The organism is Thiobacter sp. AK1, assembly GCF_039822265.1.
GTDB classification, from domain to species: domain Bacteria; phylum Pseudomonadota; class Gammaproteobacteria; order Burkholderiales; family Thiobacteraceae; genus Thiobacter; species Thiobacter aerophilum.
The window spans coordinates 329,127-344,163 of sequence record NZ_JBAJEX010000001.1 but is presented as its reverse complement, the minus strand read 5'-3'; the positions used below and the strand labels follow the sequence as shown (position 1 = coordinate 344,163).

Genomic DNA, 15,037 nt, shown 5'->3' with positions numbered 1-15,037 from the left:
CGGGCGTAAGCGCGGCAGCGCAGGTGTTCTGCCTCCACCAGACGGCCTTTCTCTGCGTGCCTCTGCCTGAGGTTTGTGGCCTTGGACGGTGGTTTGTGCTTAAATGCTTTCCCCGTATAGAGACGGCGCGCTCTCCGGCTCGCGCCGGCAGGTTTTGAAGCTGGATATCTCGTTGCAGGTTTTCCCATGGCGGATCGTCGTCTCCAGGTTTTTTACACCGTCGCCAAGCAACTGTCTTTCACCAAGGCGGCCGAGCTTTTGTACATGACCCAACCGGCGGTGACCTTCCAGGTCAAGCAGCTGGAGGAGCACTTCAACACGCGTCTGTTTGAGCGCAGCCACAGCAAGATCAGCCTGACGCCGGCGGGCGAGCTCGCCCTGCAGTACGCCGAGAAGATCCTTGCCCTCACCAATGAAATGGAAACTCGGCTGGGCGAGCTGACCGGTCAGGTGTCAGGCACGCTTATGGTGGGGGCCAGCACCACCATCGCCGAGTACATGCTGCCGCGCCTTTTGGGGGATTTCAAAAACCGTTATCCCCACGTGCATTGCCGGCTGACGGTGGCCAATTCCGAGACGATCGAATCGAAGGTGGCCGATCACACCCTGGACGTGGGCCTGATCGAGGCGCCTTCCCATCATCCGCAGCTTGCCGCCGAAGTGTGTAGCGAAGACGAGTTGGTGGCCATCTGCGCCCCCGGGCATGCCATGGCCGCGCAGGCGGCGGTCACACCCCAGCAACTCGCGGAACTGCCCTACGTGAGCCGGGAAGATGGTTCGGGGACGCGCGAGGTGGTGGACGAATATTTCCGCGCCAACGGCATCCATCCGGACGATTTGCACATCGTCATGGAGCTGGGTAGCCGGGAGGCAATCAAGGGCGCAGTGGAAGCGGGCCTGGGCATTGCCATCGTCTCCCGCGCCACCATCGCCAAGGAACTCAAGCTTGGCGGGCTGGTGGCCGTGCCTCTGGATCCGCCCCTGCACCGACCGCTTTCCATGGTGTATGCCAAGGAAAAGTTCCGCTCCCGCTTGCTGCAGACCTTCCTGGATTTCGTCAAGGTCTCCCTCCGTCCCCAGGTGGGTTGAGGCGGGTGTGTGTGCATGGATGTCCAGGAACGCAAACTTTTGCGCCTAGTGCGAACGCTATCGGCACAGGACCGCGCCACCTTGGTGGCCTTCGCCGAATTCCTCGCCGGGCGCGTGCCGCGACCCAGCGTGCCCGAGGCACCGCTGGCCATTCCCCGTCCCGCCGAAGAGAAAGTGGTGCACGCCATCCGTCGCCTGCGCGAGACTTACCCCATGCTGGACCACGGCAAGATGCTCAACCAAGTATCCCAGCTCATGACCCAGCACGTCATGCAGGGCCGGCCCGCGCATGAAGTGATCGACGAGCTGGAACTGCTTTTCCGCGCCCACTACGAGAAGCGGCTAAAGGCCGGCGAGGAGGACGCGTAGCAGGGCGCGGCTTGGCGGGTGGGCGTACTCCCCAGCCTATCCACTAGACCGGCGCATGCCCCATGCGGCCCGGCGCGCTTGACTCCTCAGCCAGTATGCAACCCGGGCTGCGACCGTCTTACGCAACCCAGGCGCGCCGGGCAGCCCCCAATCCCGCGTCCGGATGGGTAATCTGGGCTCAGAGAATTTCCGCTGCGTGGTCGGCGAGGCGGGAGCGCTCGCCACGCATCAGGGTGACGTGCCCGCTGTGGGCCCAACCCTTGAAGCGGTCCACCACATAGGTAAGCCCCGAACTTCCTTCCGTGAGATAGGGGGTGTCGATCTGGGCGATGTTGCCCAGGCACACCACCTTGGTGCCGGGACCGGCACGGGTGATGAGGGTTTTCATCTGCTTGGGCGTGAGGTTCTGGGCTTCGTCGATGATCAGGAACTTGTTGATGAAGGTGCGCCCACGCATGAAGTTGAGGGACTTGATCTTGATGCGCGAGCGGATCAGATCCTGGGTGGCGGCGCGACCCCACTCCCCGGCGTCGTCGTCGGTCTTGTTGAGGACGTCTAGGTTATCCTCCAGCGCGCCCATCCAGGGTGTCATCTTCTCTTCCTCGGTGCCTGGCAAGAAACCAATGTCCTCGCCCACCGGCACGGTGACGCGGGTCATAATGATCTCGTTGTAGCGCTTTTCCTCCAGCACCTGGGTCAGTCCGGCGGCGAGCGTGAGCAGGGTCTTGCCGCTGCCCGCTTGCCCCAGCAGGGTGACGAAATCCACGTCCGGATTCATGAGCAGGTTGAGGGCGAAATTCTGTTCCCGGTTGCGGGCGGTGATGCCCCAAACGTTGTTCTTCGCGTGAGTGTAATCGCGCACGGTCTGCAACAGTGCCATGTTGCCCACCCGTTCCTTGACCATCGCGTAAAGCGGCCGTTCGCCTTCCTGGTAAACGAACTCGTTGATCAGAAGCTCTTTGCACAGCGGGCCGCGCACGCGATAGTAGGTGCGCCCGCCCTCCTGCCAGGATTCCATCCCCTTGCCGTGGGTTTCCCAGAAGTCCGCAGGCAGGGGACGGGTACCGGTGTAGAGGAGGTCCGTGTCTTCCAGCACCTTGTCGTTGTAGTAGTCCTCTGCGGGCAGACCGAGGGCACGCGCCTTGATCCGCATGTTGATGTCCTTGGACACCAGCACGACTTCCCGCTGCGGATATTGGCGCGATAGGTGCAGCATCACGCCGAGGATTTGGTTGTCGCCCGTGCTGCCGGGCAGGCCGGCAGGCAGCTCGCCGCTTACGGCACTGGTTTGCAGGAACAGCCGGCCCGTGGCGGCCTCGCCGCTGAAGGGAGCGAGGGGGATGCCCTGCTCGATGTCCGTCTGGGGCGCAGAGACGATCTGGTCCAGGAAACGGCTGGCCTGGCGCGCATTGCGTGCCACCTCGGTCATGCCCTTTTTGTTGTTGTCCAGCTCCTCGAGGGTCATCATTGGCACGTACACGTCGTGCTCCTCGAAGCGGAAAAGACTGGAGGGGTCGTGCATCAGCACGTTGGTATCCAGCACGAACAGCTTGCTGAAGGCGGCTTTGCGGGTTCCTTTGCGGCTGGTTTTGGCCATGGCGTGGGCGTTGGAAGGTTCGGAGGAAGTGGGACGCGCGTCGTCGAGGGTCATAGGCTTTGCACGAATTGGAGGACATCCTGGGCGTGGCCCGGTACCTTTACGCCGCGCCACTCGCGCACCAGCAAACCGTCGCGGTTGATGACGAACGTACTTCGTTCCACACCGCGCACCTGTTTGCCGTACAGGTTTTTCAGCTTCATGACGCCGAACAGCTCGCAGACGCGCTCTTCTGGATCGCTCAGTAGATCGAAGGGCAGGGCGAGCTTGGCCTTGAAGTTTTCGTGCGATTTCATGCTGTCCCGGGAAATGCCGTAGATGGCGGCGCCAGCCCGGGTGAACTGAGGATAGAGATCGCGGAAATCTGCTGCCTCGCTGGTGCAGCCGGGCGTGCTGTCCTTGGGATAGAAATACAGCACCAGGATGCGGCCTTTGTGCTGCGACAGGCGAAAAGACTTGCCGCCGGTCGCGGCAAGTTCGAAATCGGGAACGGGATGGCCGACGCTCAGCTTAGCCATCGACCCAGCGGCCTCTTGGCAGCGCAGTCATGGCTGCATTGTTTGCAAATTCACGCAGAAACGCAAGCCGTTTTTCCGCGGCCGTCAACCGTGCGCCGGGAAGGCCTCTCCCTGCACGCACAGCCGGCCGGAACGGCCCGGAATCTCCCGCAGTACCACCTCGTGATACGGCAGTTGTGTCACGTCCAACGCCGCCCGCAGGCCGGCTAGGTCAGTGAGTTCATAGCCCTGGTCCAGCCAGCCGGCGAGCAGGCGTTCGAACACTGGCGCAAGCTTCATGCCTTCCAGTTCCGCATGCAGGGTATAGACGTGCCCGGTGGCGGGGGGCTTCGCCGTCAACGCGAGCACGTGATCGGCGACGTTGGCCTCGGTGAGCCCATCCCGGCCGATGAGTTCGTCCAGCGTGGGTAGCGTAGTCGGCAGTTGCGGACAGTCGATGATCTCTGCGTTCCAGAGAGGAATAAAGGGATGCGTGCCACGGCAGTCGGAGGCGTGGCTTAAGCCCATGCGCTGCTCGAGACGGAATGCATGGCGGTTCATCTGCCAGCCGACCGCGCCGTGCACCGTGGCGGGTACGCCAAAGATGGCCTCGAAGCGCTGCGCGGCTGCTTCCATCTCGCGTGCAGTCCACTGGGCATCGGCGTCCAACACGCGATCCTGCCAGCGCACGTGATCGTGGCTATGGATGCCCACCTCGAAACCGGCGTCGCGCACCTGGCGCAGGATGGATGCGCAGCGCCGCCCAATGTCAGGCCCGGGCAGCAGAGTGCCATAGAGCAAGGTGGTGAGTCCGTAGTGGGAAGTGACCGAGGTGCGCGCCACTTTCCGCAGAAAGCCCCGCCGGAAGATCCGCTTGATGGCGCGCCCCGTGTGGTCGGGGCCTAGGCTGAAAAGAAACGTCGCCCTCGCATCGTAACGCTTGAGGATTTCCACCAGGCGTGGCACGCCCTCGCGGGTTCCACGGTAGGTATCGACGTCGATCTTGAGCGCAAGTTTCATGGAACGACCGCCCATGGCTGCCGGGAATCAGAACCTGCCAAGCGTTTTCGCCATCCTGGGCGTCGGATCATTCGACCAGCTTGCGTGCCTCGGCCACCTGATCCTTGTAGGCTTCGAATATGTGGCGGAGGGCTTGCTGCATGCTCACCTTGGGAGCCCAGTCGAGATCGCGCATGGTGTTGTCGATCTTGGGCACGCGATTCTGCACGTCTTGATAGCCCTGCCCGTAATACTCGCTGGAACGGGTCTCCACCATCCTGACGCGGTTGGCGGTGTCGCGGTATTCCGGATAGGTCATGGCAAGATCAAGCATCATTTGCGCCAGCTCGCGCACCGAATAATTGTTGGCCGGGTTGCCGATGTTGTAGATCTTGCCGCTCGCCACGCCGTTTTTGTTCTCAATGATCCTCATCAGGGCGTCGATGCCATCCGAGACATAGGTGAAGGAGCGCCTGGCATGTCCGCCATCCACCAGTTTGATGTCTTCACCGCGGACGATATGACCGAGAAACTGGGTGATCACGCGCGAACTGCCTTCCTTGGGTGTGAAGATGGAATCCAGCCCCGCACCAATCCAGTTGAAGGGACGGAACAGGGTGTAGTCCAGCCCTTCCTGCATGCCATAGGCGTGGATCACTCGATCCATGAGCTGCTTGGAACAGGCATATATCCAGCGTGGCTTGTTGATCGGGCCATAGACGAGTTCCGAATTTTCCGGATCGAAGGCTGCGTCCCGGCACATGCCGTAAACCTCGGAAGTGGAGGGGAAGATGATGCGTTTGTTGTACTTCACGCACTGCCGCACGATGGGCAGGTTGGCTTCGAAATCCAGCTCGAACACGCGCAACGGCTCGCGCACGTAGGTGGCAGGTGTGGCGATGGCCACTAGGGGAATCACCGTGTCGCATTTGCGGATGTGGTATTCGATCCACTCCCTGTTGATGGTGATGTCGCCCTCGAAGAAACGGAAGCGGGGATTGTCCAGGAGATCGGCCACGCGATCACTCATCATGTCCATGCCATAGACTTCCCACTCCGTGTTTTCGATGATGCGCTTTGAGAGGTGATGACCGATGAAGCCGTTGACGCCGAGGATGAGGATGCGTTGCATAGAGGCCTTTCGATGAAACGATCGAGGAAAATTATACGGTCAGCCCAGGGGCCAGGGGCCCGGGCCACAGAGGGCCGTGAGTGTCACCGCGTCGACCTCGTTGCCCTCGACCTCCAGCTGCAGCACGCGCAGCACGCCCCCGTCATGGCAGTGGGCGAACAGGCGGTGGCCGTCTGCGTAGAGGGTGGCAGTGAGCGTGGACGCGCGCGTGTCGGCGATGCGAGTGCGTAACAGGCGTGCCGGTCGGCCTGCCACGTTGCAGAAGGCGCCGGGGAAAGGTGGTGCCACCGCGCGCACCAGGTTGTGTATGTCCCGCGCCGGGCGCGACCAGTCGATGCGCCCGTCTTCCGGTTTACGCCCGCCGAAATAGGAGCCTGTCGTGAGATCAAGCGGAAGGCGCGGCGCGGTGCCGGCGATCAGCGCCGGTAGGCTGCGCTCTAGCACCACTTCTGCGGCACAGGTCACCTTGCGGAACACGTCTAGGGCGGTGTCGTCGGGCAAGATGGGCACGGCTTGCTGATCCACCAGGTCGCCAGCGTCCGGCTTGGCGTTCATGTAGTGCAGCGAGGCGCCGGTTTGCGTTTCACCGTGGATGATGGCCCAGTTGACGGGCACGCGCCCGCGATACTTGGGTAGCAGCGAGCCGTGCATGTTGAGGGCGCCCCGCGATGGAATCGCCAGCAGTGGCGGTTGGAGCAGATGACGGTAGTAGAAGGAAAACAGGAAATCCGGCGCCAGGGCGCGAACCTGCTCGACGACTTCCTCGGTGTTGGGATCACGGGGCGTGATGACGGGTATGTCGTAATCGGCGGCGAGGCGGGCCACGCTCGCGAACCAGATGGTTTCATTGGGGTCGTCCTCGTGACTGACTACCAAAGGCACGTGCACGCCTTGGCCCAAGAGCACGGCCAGGCAGCGCACACCCACGTCGTGATAGGCGAAGACCACTGCGCGGGTCATGCTTCGCTGCGCTCCAGCACCGCCTGGATCAGGTAGCGCGGTCGCGTGCGTACCTGCTGGTAGATGCGACCCACGTATTCGCCCAATAGGCCAATGCCGAACAGGACGATGCCGATCAGGAAGAACAAAATGGCGAACAGGGTGAACAGCCCCTCGGCCTCTGGTCCCACGATCAGACGGCGGATCACCAGGAACACGAAAAATGCCGCCGACAGGATGGACACCGCGATGCCGAACAGGGAAAACATCTGCAAGGGCACGATGGAGAAGGCCGTCATCAGGTCGAAGTTGAGACGGATCAGCTTGTAGAGGGAATACTTGGATTGCCCCGCTGCCCGTTCCTCGTGCTCCACCACCACTTCCGTGGGGTGGTGGGCGAAGGTATAGGCGAGGGCTGGGATGAAGGTGTTCACCTCCGAGGTGCCATTGATGAGATCGATGATTTGGCGGCTATAGGCGCGCAGCATGCAGCCCTGGTCGGTCATCTTCACGTGAGTGATGCGCTCCCGCAGCCGGTTCATCGCCCGCGAAGCCCACCGGCGCCAGGCGCTGTCCTTGCGCTGGCGTCGGATGGAGCCCACGTAGTCGTAGCCTTCGTCCATGCGGGCAAGTAGCTTGCCGATCTCTTCCGGCGGATTCTGCAGGTCCGCATCCAAGGTGACGATCTTCTCGCCGCGGCAGTGCTCGAAGCCGGCCATGATGGCCAGATGCTGACCGAAATTGCCATTGAGCAGGATGACCCGGGTCACGTCCGGACGTCTTTCGAACTGCTCCCGTAATAGAGCGGCGGAGCAGTCGCGGCTGCCGTCGTTGACGAAGATCACCTCGTAGCTGCGGCTGAGCGCATCCAGCGCCGGATAGAGACGCGCGAACAGAGCCGGCAAACTGGCGGCCTCGTTGTACACCGGGATCACCACCGAGACTTCCGGATGGTTCATGTCACTGCCTCCGTCAGCACCTCCGCCAGGGCCGCGCAGACCCGGTCCACGTCCGTGTCCGCCATGGCCGGGAATAGGGGCAGCGTAACGATGGCGCGGCCAATCGCCTCGGCCACCGGGAAATCGCCCTCTCGCCAGCCCAGCTCCCGATAGAGTCGGAAAAGGTGGATTGCCGGGTAATGGACACCGACGCCGATGCCGCGCGCCTTCATGCGGGCGATGAATTCACCGCGCGAGATGCGCATGCGGGCAAGGGGCAGCAGCACCTGGAACATGTGCCAGTTGCTCTGCTCGAACTCGGCCAGCGGCAGACCGAGCTCAAGGGCCGGATCCAACCGCTCGAAATAGCGCCGCGCGAGCGCCCGCCGACGCGTGGTAAAGGCGTGCAGGTGTTTCAGCTGGCCAAGGCCGATGGCGGCGGCGATGTCCGTGAGATTGGCCTTGCCGCCCAACACATCCACGCTCATTTCCCCATCGGCGTGGCGCGTAACGCCTTGCAGCCGCAGTTTTTCCGCGAGGGGGGCGAGTCCGGCATCCGGCAGCACCAGCGCACCGCCTTCGCCCGTGGTGATGTTCTTGTTGGCATGGAAGCTGAACGCAACGAAATCGCCGCAGCTGCCGATGGGCTTGCCGCGCCAGGTGGCGCCGAAGGACTGGGCGGCGTCCTCGATCACGCGCAGCCCATGGGCATCGGCAATGGCATACAAGCGCTCCCGATCTACCGGCAGACCGGCCAGGTCCACCGGCAGCAGGGCCTTGGTGCGGGGTGTGATCGCGGCTTCGATGCGTGTGAGATCGATGTTGCGGGTGGTTGCCTCCACGTCCACGAACACCGGGCGGGCGCCCACGGTCAAGATGACATTGGCGGTGGCCACCCAGGACAGGGGTGTGGTGATGACTTCGTCCCCGGGGCCGATGCCGGCCAGACGCAGGGCGATCTCCAGCGCCGCCGTGCCCGAATTGAATACGCGCACCGTGCGGCCGCCACACAGTTCCGACAGACGCGTCTCGAACGCAGCGCATTGAGGCCCAGTGGTGAGCCAGCCGGAGCGCAGCACCTCGGCCACGCGCGCAATGGTGTCCTCGTCGATGCTGGGGCGGGTGAAGGGCAGGAAGTCCATCAGGAACGGGCGACGATGTACACGCCGAGGATGATGATGCCGATGCCAGCCAGCCGCGTCGGTGTCACTGCCTCGCCGAAGAAATACCAAGCGGCGATCGCGTTGAGCACATAGCCCACCGAGAGCATGGGATAAGCCACGCTCACCTCGACCCGCGACAGGGCCATGATCCACACCACCAGGCTTACGACGTAGCAGGCCATGCCTGTGAGGATGTAGGGCTGGGTCGCGAGCTTGAGCCCCACCGGCCAGACGTTCTGCGCGGTGAAGGCAAACGGGCCTATGGCATTGGTGCCTGCTTTGAGTAGCAATTGGGCGATGGCGTTGAGCAAGACGCCGGTGAAGATGAGGCTGGCAGAGACGAAATTCATTGGCTGGCGGCCTGGGGCGGCGCGATGGCCACGTGTTCCCGCTCCCGCACCAACAGGCGATGGGGCAGGCGGTCCTTCAACCGATCATAGGACTCGGGGGAGAGGATGGCCACCGCGGCCCGCTCCGTGGGGAAGCGGTGGAGGAAGGTGTCGAGATCGGGGCCGCGCCGCCAGGGCTCCTGGGCAAGACCGAAAGCCATTTCGTCTTCGTATGCCACCAGGGTGCAGGTGCGCTTGAGATAGAAGGGCAGGGTCTGGTCGTACATTTCCACGCAGTAGAGGGTTTGCTCTGGGCGCAGCAGGGGGCGCAGCTTGCGCGCGAAATCATACCCTGAATTGATGGGCGCGAGAGCCTCATGGCCGGTCACCACTGCTTGGGCCGCGAGTAGCCCCCCCAGGGCGGTGACCAGGGCAGCAGCCAGGCGCTTCTCCCGTGTAAGCCAGCGCTGGGCGAGAACCAGGGCGAAGATGAGCAGTGCCCCCGCGGCGGCGAGCCACAGCGCATACCGTCCGTAAAGCACGGGTTCCGCTTGGGCGTAACGCTCGAAGGCGACCACGCCTGCGAGGGTGACGATCACCACCGCAGCAAGACCAATGGCATGCTGCAGACGTAGGCTGCGTGTCGGGGCGCGTGCCCAGGCATCGCCGATGAGCAGCGCCAGGGCTGGAAACACGGGCAGGATGTAGCCCGGCAGCTTGGATTGGGAGACACTGAAAAAGCCCACTACCACGATCACCCATAACAGCAGGAAAAGACGCGGTCGGAAGCGCTGCTGTCCGCATTCCGTGGCCCAGGCGCGGGCAAGCGCCGGGAAGAGACTCCCCAGCCAGGGCAAGCTTCCGAGCACGAGCAAGGGGAAGTATGTGTACCAGGGGTGATATCGGTTGTGGATGCGTGTCAGGAACCGCTGGACATGCTCGTGGATGAAGAAAAACTGGGCGAACTCGGGATTGGCCACAGACACGGCGATGAACCATGGCGCCGCCAAGAGCAGGAATAGCGCCAGCCCCGGCAGCAGATAGAGGCGCCGCCAAATCTGAAAATCGCGGGTAAAGAGGCAATAAGTGACCAGGGTGGTCGCGGGTAGCACCAGCCCGATCAGCCCTTTGCTAAGGAGTGCCAGCGCCGCGGCGGTCCAGGCCAGCAGCATCCAGTTGCGCCGCGTGCTTTGTTTTTCCCGGGTCTGGGCCAGCAGAAAGGCGGTCCAGGAAAGCTGGAGGAAAAAACTCACCCCCATGTCCAGGGTGTTGACGTGTCCTCCCAGCACGTAATAGGCGCTGGAACCCAATACCAGGGCGGCGATGAGGCCGGCCGTCTGGCCGAACAGGCGACGACCGGCGAACCATGCCAAAAGGACGCCGGCCCAGCCGGTGAGCGCCGTCCACAGACGCGCGGTCCACTCGTGTTCGCCAAACAGACGATAGGCCGCGGCGGTGGCCCAATATTGCAAGGGGGGTTTCTCGAAATACTTGATGCCATTGAGCCGCGGCGTGATCCAGTCGCCGCTTTGCACCATCTCGCGGGCGATTTCGGCGTAACGTCCTTCGTCCGGGCGGATCAGGTGGCGATAATCCAGGTTGCCGAACCAGAGGAGAGTGAACAGGACGAGCAGCAGGACGCTAACCGCGCGGGGGAATATGAGCATAGCGAAAGAATAGCGGGAGCGGCTTACAACTAGCTTAACGGGTGTGCCGCTGTGGCCGCTCGCCTTCAGCGCCCGGCCTTGAGCATCACGATCACCGCGCCGATGCCGCCGTCGCAGGGACGGGCCTCGACGAAGGCGAGCACCTCATCGCGCTGCATGAGCCAGCTGCGCACCTTGTGCTTGAGCACGGGTTCCCGATTTTTCGAGCCCAGCCCCTTGCCGTGCACGATGCGCACGCAGCGCAACTGCCGCTTGCGGCACGCCTGGAGGAATTCAGCCAGATGCACGGACGCCTCATCGCGGGTGAGGCCGTGCAGATCCAGCTCGGCTTCGATCACCCAATGGCCACGGCGCATGCGGCGCAAGACCTGGTGGGATAGGCCCGGGCGCACGAAGCGGAGCGCTTCGCCGGTTTCCGCTTCCTCCCAGGGCAGCGTATCGGAGAGCAGATCACCCAGCACGCGCCGCTCGTCCAACAGACGCTGCCGGGGCAGCGGTCGCACGCGCGGCCGCATCGGCTCGATGCGGCCGGAATCTGGTAACGGCCGGGCGCCCGCCACGGCGGCGCGGAACGCTTCCACTTCCGCCTGGGAAAGTTTCGTCGGGGACGAACGGCCAGAGCGGGGCTTCATCTCATTTCAGGTTATCGAGGTAGCGTTCCGCATCCAGCGCTGCCATGCAGCCGGATCCCGCGCTGGTGATGGCCTGGCGATAGACGTGATCCTGTACGTCGCCCGCCGCGAACACGCCTGGGATGCTGGTGGCGGTGGCGTTACCGTTGCGACCGCCCTGGGTGACGATATAACCGTTTTCCATCTCCAGCTGGCCGACGAAGATATCGGTGTTGGGCTTATGACCGATGGCGATGAAAACGCCCGCCACGGCGATTTCCTTGGTGTTGCCGTCCTTGGCCTTGATGCGCACGCCGGTGACCCCGCTTTTGTCGCCCAGGATCTCGTCCACCTCGCTGTCGAGTTCCAGGCTGATGTGGCCTTCCTCTACCCGCTGCATCAGCTTGTCCACCATGATTTTTTCGGCGCGGAAAGTGTCGCGGCGGTGGATCAGGGTCACGTGGCTAGCGATGTTGGCAAGATAGAGCGCCTCCTCCACGGCGGTATTCCCGCCCCCCACCACGGCTACCTTTTGGCCTTTGTAGAAGAAGCCGTCGCAAGTGGCACAGCCGGACACCCCCTTGCCCATGAAGGCCTGCTCCGAGGGCAGACCGAGATACTTGGCGGAGGCGCCGGTGGCGATGATCAGGGCATCGCAGGTATAGGTGCCGGAATCACCGATCAGGGTGAAAGGACGCTCTGTGAGTTTCGCGGTGTGGATGTGATCGAAGACGATCTCGGTAGCGAAACGCTCGGCGTGCTGCTGCAGCCGCTGCATGAGTTCGGGACCCAGCACGCCGTTCACGTCCCCGGGCCAGTTGTCCACCTCGGTGGTGGTCATGAGTTGCCCGCCTTGGTTGAGGCCGGTGATGAGCACGGGCTTGAGATTGGCGCGCGCGGCATAGATGGCGGCAGTGTAGCCGGCGGGACCGGAGCCAAGGATGAGCAGCTGGCAGTGCTTGGTGGACATGGCGATCCTCCTGATGCGTTGCGAAAAGTCCACGATTCTAACAGACCGGTGGCAGACAGCTGGCAGACGCCCGGCAGCGACCGTCTATCGAGCATTACGTAAGTAGGTGACACTTTGTGTCGTCCCCGCGCAAGCGGGGACCCAGGAACATGGCGAGGAATACCCTGGATTCCCGCTTTCGCGGGAATGACGTTTGACTTACGCCGCCTGTCAACGACTTACGTAACGCTCAATATTTGCGCCAGGGCGCATGGGACGTGGGCCGTCGTGTCCGTCCGCACCCGCGCGTTGCCGTGAGAAAGGATACGTGGCCGGCGCCGTCCGGAAAGGGTAATCCCTGGGGAAATCTGGGATAATGATGCGATTCACCCGCATCCGGTCCATGCCCCTGAACGATCGCAAGCCTGCCACGCCCGTCACCTCACCGGCGGCCCATTCGCGGCTGGTACCCATGCTGCGCGAAGCCGCCTGGCTCACCACCGTGGCCTTGGCCCTGTACGTGGCCCTGATCCTCTTCACCTATCACAAGGGTGATCCCGGCTGGTCCCACAGTGCCAGCGAGGCCACCGTGCACAACTGGGGCGGAGCCTTCGGCGCCTGGCTGGCCGACCTGCTGCTCCATGTGTTCGGTTTTTCCGCCCACTGGTTCCTGATTTTCACCCTGTACTTGGTGTGGTGGGGCTACCAGCGGCTGGAGGGGGCGAACTTTGATGAACGCCGTCCCTTGTTCGTGATTGGCGCGGGTTTCCTGGTGATGCTTCTGGCCAGCGCCGCCCTGGAGCGGCTGCGTTTGCATCACGTCCAGTTCACTCTGCCGGATGCGCCGGGCGGTATCGCCGGCGCGGTGATCGGCGACATGTTGGCGGCGGCCTTTGGCTTCACGGGCGCCACCCTGTTCCTGCTCGCCCTGTTCGGTGTGGGCTTTAGCCTGTTCACGGGCGCGTCCTGGCTTACCATCATGGAGCGCATTGGGCTCGGTGTGGAATGGCTCTACCTGTTCCTGCGCAGCCGCATCGAGCACTGGCGCGACCGCAAGGCGGGTGAACAGGCCCAAAGCGAGCGGGCGGTGGTGGTGCAGGAACTGAAAAAGACGCTCGACGAGCACAAGCCGATCCACATCGAGCCGCCAGTGGTGGAGATTCCCAAGTCCAAGCGCGTGGAGAAAGAAAGACAGGTTCCCTTGTTCGAGCATCTGCCAGACAGCGGCGTGCCGCCGCTGCATCTGCTGGATGCGAGCGAAGGCAACCTGGAAGTGCTATCGGCGGAAACACTGGAATTCACCTCCCGCCTCATCGAGCGCAAGCTGCTGGAATTCGGCGTGGAAGTGAAGGTGGTGGCGGCCTATCCGGGCCCCGTGATTACCCGCTATGAGATCGAGCCCGCGGTGGGCGTGAAGGGCAGCCAGATCACCAATCTGGTGAAGGACCTGGCGCGCGCCCTCTCGGTGGTGAGCATCCGCGTGGTGGAGACCATCCCTGGCAAGAGCTGCATGGGGCTGGAGCTGCCCAACCCCAAACGCCAGATCATTCGTCTGTCGGAGATCCTGAGCTCTCAGGTTTACAACGACATGAACGCTCCCCTCACCATCGCCATGGGCAAGGACATCACTGGCAAGCCAGTGGTCGCCGATCTGGCGAGGATGCCTCACGTGCTGGTGGCCGGCACCACGGGTTCCGGCAAGTCCGTGGCCATCAATGCCATGATCCTTTCTCTGGTGTACAAGGCCGATCCCTCCCAGGTGCGCTTGATTCTGGTGGATCCCAAGATGTTGGAGCTATCGGTTTACGATGGCATTCCCCATCTGCTGGCGCCGGTGGTCACGGACATGAAGCATGCTGCCAATGCCCTCAACTGGTGTGTGGCAGAAATGGAGCGGCGCTACCGACTCATGTCGGCGTTGGGTGTGCGCAACCTGTCTGGCTATAACCAGAAGGTGGCCGAGGCGAAGAAGGCGGGCACACCCTTGAACCATCCCTTCAGCGTGACGCCGGAGAAGCCGGAGCCGCTGGAGCCTTTGCCCTACATCGTGGTGGTGATCGATGAGCTGGCGGATCTCATGATGGTGGTGGGTAAGAAGGTCGAGGAGCTCATCGCGCGGCTCGCCCAGAAGGCGCGCGCCGCCGGTATTCACCTGGTGCTCGCCACCCAGCGTCCCTCGGTGGACGTGATCACCGGGCTGATCAAGGCCAACATTCCCACCCGCATCGCCTTCCAGGTGTCGAGCCGGGTGGATTCCCGCACCATCCTCGACCAGCAGGGCGCGGAAGCCCTACTGGGACAGGGCGACATGCTCTATCTGCCGCCGGGTACGGGCTATCCGCAGCGGGTACATGGCGCCTTTGTCTCCGATCAGGAAGTGCACCGGGTCGCGGAGTATCTCAAGAAGCTGGGCGAACCCAAGTACGTGGAAGGCATCCTGGAAGGGGCCTCGGCGGAAGGGGAAAGCGGCGGCGCAGAAGGCGGGGCCGAGGGCGAGGCGGATCCTCTCTACGACGAGGCGGTGGCCATCGTGCTCAAGTCGCGGCGTGCTTCCATTTCCAGCGTGCAGCGCCAGCTGCGCATCGGCTACAACCGGGCCGCCCGCCTGATCGAACAAATGGAACGCGCCGGCCTCGTTTCTCCCATGCAGCCCAACGGCAACCGGGACGTGCTCGTGCCGGAACGGGAATGACGACCTGCGTCATTGCGCCAAGTAGAGGGCGCGCCGAGTTCGAGGAGACTTGTGCAAGTCTTAAAT

Annotated in this window: 13 protein-coding genes and 1 pseudogene; 3 read left to right on the top strand and 11 right to left on the bottom strand. The window is 63.1% G+C overall.

What is annotated here, in order from left to right; translation table 11 throughout:
• Nucleotides 1-186: 186 nt before the first annotated feature.
• Nucleotides 187-1,089, top strand: coding sequence for a LysR family transcriptional regulator (locus V6E02_RS01800; RefSeq protein WP_347306556.1), 903 nt, complete (start codon nt 187-189; stop codon nt 1,087-1,089).
• Nucleotides 1,090-1,104: 15 nt separating this feature from the next.
• A complete protein-coding gene (locus tag V6E02_RS01795; protein ID WP_347306554.1) occupies nt 1,105-1,458 on the top strand; it encodes a hypothetical protein in 354 nt (117 codons plus the stop codon).
• A gap of 178 nt (nt 1,459-1,636) precedes the next feature.
• Here V6E02_RS01795 and V6E02_RS01790 read toward each other — a convergent pair whose 3' ends face one another.
• The 11 genes and pseudogenes from V6E02_RS01790 to trxB all read right to left on the bottom strand — a co-directional run bounded on the left by V6E02_RS01790 (nt 1,637) and on the right by trxB (nt 12,300).
• Nucleotides 1,637-3,277 (bottom strand): PhoH family protein, encoded by a 1,641-nt coding sequence (locus V6E02_RS01790; protein ID WP_430626758.1) that lies wholly within the window; start codon nt 3,275-3,277, stop codon nt 1,637-1,639.
• Nucleotides 3,226-3,573 (bottom strand): annotated as a pseudogene (locus V6E02_RS01785) (peroxiredoxin); the annotation flags it as partial. The pseudogene V6E02_RS01785 and the gene V6E02_RS01790, both read right to left, overlap by 52 nt.
• Before the next feature lie 84 nt (nt 3,574-3,657).
• Nucleotides 3,658-4,572, bottom strand: coding sequence for a polysaccharide deacetylase family protein (locus V6E02_RS01780; protein ID WP_347306553.1), 915 nt, complete (start codon nt 4,570-4,572; stop codon nt 3,658-3,660).
• 67 nt (nt 4,573-4,639) lie between these two features.
• Nucleotides 4,640-5,683 carry a bifunctional UDP-4-keto-pentose/UDP-xylose synthase gene (locus V6E02_RS01775; RefSeq protein ID WP_347306551.1) on the bottom strand — a complete coding sequence of 348 codons (1,044 nt, stop codon included), beginning with the start codon at nt 5,681-5,683 and terminating at the stop codon, nt 4,640-4,642.
• Nucleotides 5,684-5,722: 39 nt separating this feature from the next.
• A complete protein-coding gene (locus V6E02_RS01770; RefSeq protein ID WP_347306550.1) occupies nt 5,723-6,643 on the bottom strand; it encodes a formyltransferase in 921 nt (306 codons plus the stop codon).
• Nucleotides 6,640-7,581: a glycosyltransferase gene (locus tag V6E02_RS01765; RefSeq protein WP_347306549.1), complete on the bottom strand. Its 942-nt coding sequence runs from the start codon at nt 7,579-7,581 to the stop codon at nt 6,640-6,642. The genes V6E02_RS01770 and V6E02_RS01765 overlap by 4 nt, the downstream gene beginning before the upstream one ends.
• Nucleotides 7,578-8,702 carry a DegT/DnrJ/EryC1/StrS family aminotransferase gene (locus V6E02_RS01760; protein ID WP_347306547.1) on the bottom strand — a complete coding sequence of 375 codons (1,125 nt, stop codon included), beginning with the start codon at nt 8,700-8,702 and terminating at the stop codon, nt 7,578-7,580. The genes V6E02_RS01765 and V6E02_RS01760 overlap by 4 nt, the downstream gene beginning before the upstream one ends.
• A complete protein-coding gene (locus V6E02_RS01755) occupies nt 8,702-9,073 on the bottom strand; it encodes an SMR family transporter (protein WP_347306545.1) in 372 nt (123 codons plus the stop codon). Before V6E02_RS01755 ends, V6E02_RS01760 begins: the two co-directional genes overlap by 1 nt.
• Entirely contained in the window at nt 9,070-10,719 is a 1,650-nt protein-coding gene (locus tag V6E02_RS01750; protein ID WP_347306543.1) for a glycosyltransferase family 39 protein, read from the bottom strand. Before V6E02_RS01750 ends, V6E02_RS01755 begins: the two co-directional genes overlap by 4 nt.
• Nucleotides 10,720-10,784: 65 nt before the next feature.
• Entirely contained in the window at nt 10,785-11,351 is a 567-nt protein-coding gene (locus tag V6E02_RS01745; protein WP_347306541.1) for a Smr/MutS family protein, read from the bottom strand.
• Nucleotide 11,352: 1 nt separating this feature from the next.
• Nucleotides 11,353-12,300 (bottom strand): thioredoxin-disulfide reductase, encoded by a 948-nt coding sequence (trxB, locus tag V6E02_RS01740; protein WP_347306539.1) that lies wholly within the window; start codon nt 12,298-12,300, stop codon nt 11,353-11,355.
• 382 nt (nt 12,301-12,682) lie between these two features.
• Here trxB and V6E02_RS01735 point away from each other — a divergent pair, with 382 nt between their 5' ends.
• Nucleotides 12,683-14,971, top strand: coding sequence for a DNA translocase FtsK (locus V6E02_RS01735; protein ID WP_430626757.1), 2,289 nt, complete (start codon nt 12,683-12,685; stop codon nt 14,969-14,971).
• Nucleotides 14,972-15,037 lie beyond the last annotated feature (66 nt).

Excerpts from the sequence above, each read along its gene's own strand:
- V6E02_RS01800 (WP_347306556.1), top strand. The coding sequence starts at position 187 with ATGGCGGATCGTCGTCTCCAGGTTTTTTACACCGTCGCCAAGCAACTG.
- V6E02_RS01795 (WP_347306554.1), top strand. The coding sequence starts at position 1,105 with ATGGATGTCCAGGAACGCAAACTTTTGCGCCTAGTGCGAACGCTATCG.
- V6E02_RS01780 (WP_347306553.1), bottom strand. The coding sequence starts at position 4,572 with ATGAAACTTGCGCTCAAGATCGACGTCGATACCTACCGTGGAACCCGC.
- V6E02_RS01775 (WP_347306551.1), bottom strand. The coding sequence starts at position 5,683 with ATGCAACGCATCCTCATCCTCGGCGTCAACGGCTTCATCGGTCATCAC.
- V6E02_RS01770 (WP_347306550.1), bottom strand. The coding sequence starts at position 6,643 with ATGACCCGCGCAGTGGTCTTCGCCTATCACGACGTGGGTGTGCGCTGC.
- V6E02_RS01765 (WP_347306549.1), bottom strand. The coding sequence starts at position 7,581 with ATGAACCATCCGGAAGTCTCGGTGGTGATCCCGGTGTACAACGAGGCC.
- V6E02_RS01760 (WP_347306547.1), bottom strand. The coding sequence starts at position 8,702 with ATGGACTTCCTGCCCTTCACCCGCCCCAGCATCGACGAGGACACCATT.
- V6E02_RS01755 (WP_347306545.1), bottom strand. The coding sequence starts at position 9,073 with ATGAATTTCGTCTCTGCCAGCCTCATCTTCACCGGCGTCTTGCTCAAC.
- V6E02_RS01750 (WP_347306543.1), bottom strand. The coding sequence starts at position 10,719 with ATGCTCATATTCCCCCGCGCGGTTAGCGTCCTGCTGCTCGTCCTGTTC.
- V6E02_RS01745 (WP_347306541.1), bottom strand. The coding sequence starts at position 11,351 with ATGAAGCCCCGCTCTGGCCGTTCGTCCCCGACGAAACTTTCCCAGGCG.
- trxB (WP_347306539.1), bottom strand. The coding sequence starts at position 12,300 with ATGTCCACCAAGCACTGCCAGCTGCTCATCCTTGGCTCCGGTCCCGCC.
- V6E02_RS01735 (WP_430626757.1), top strand. The coding sequence starts at position 12,683 with ATGCCCCTGAACGATCGCAAGCCTGCCACGCCCGTCACCTCACCGGCG.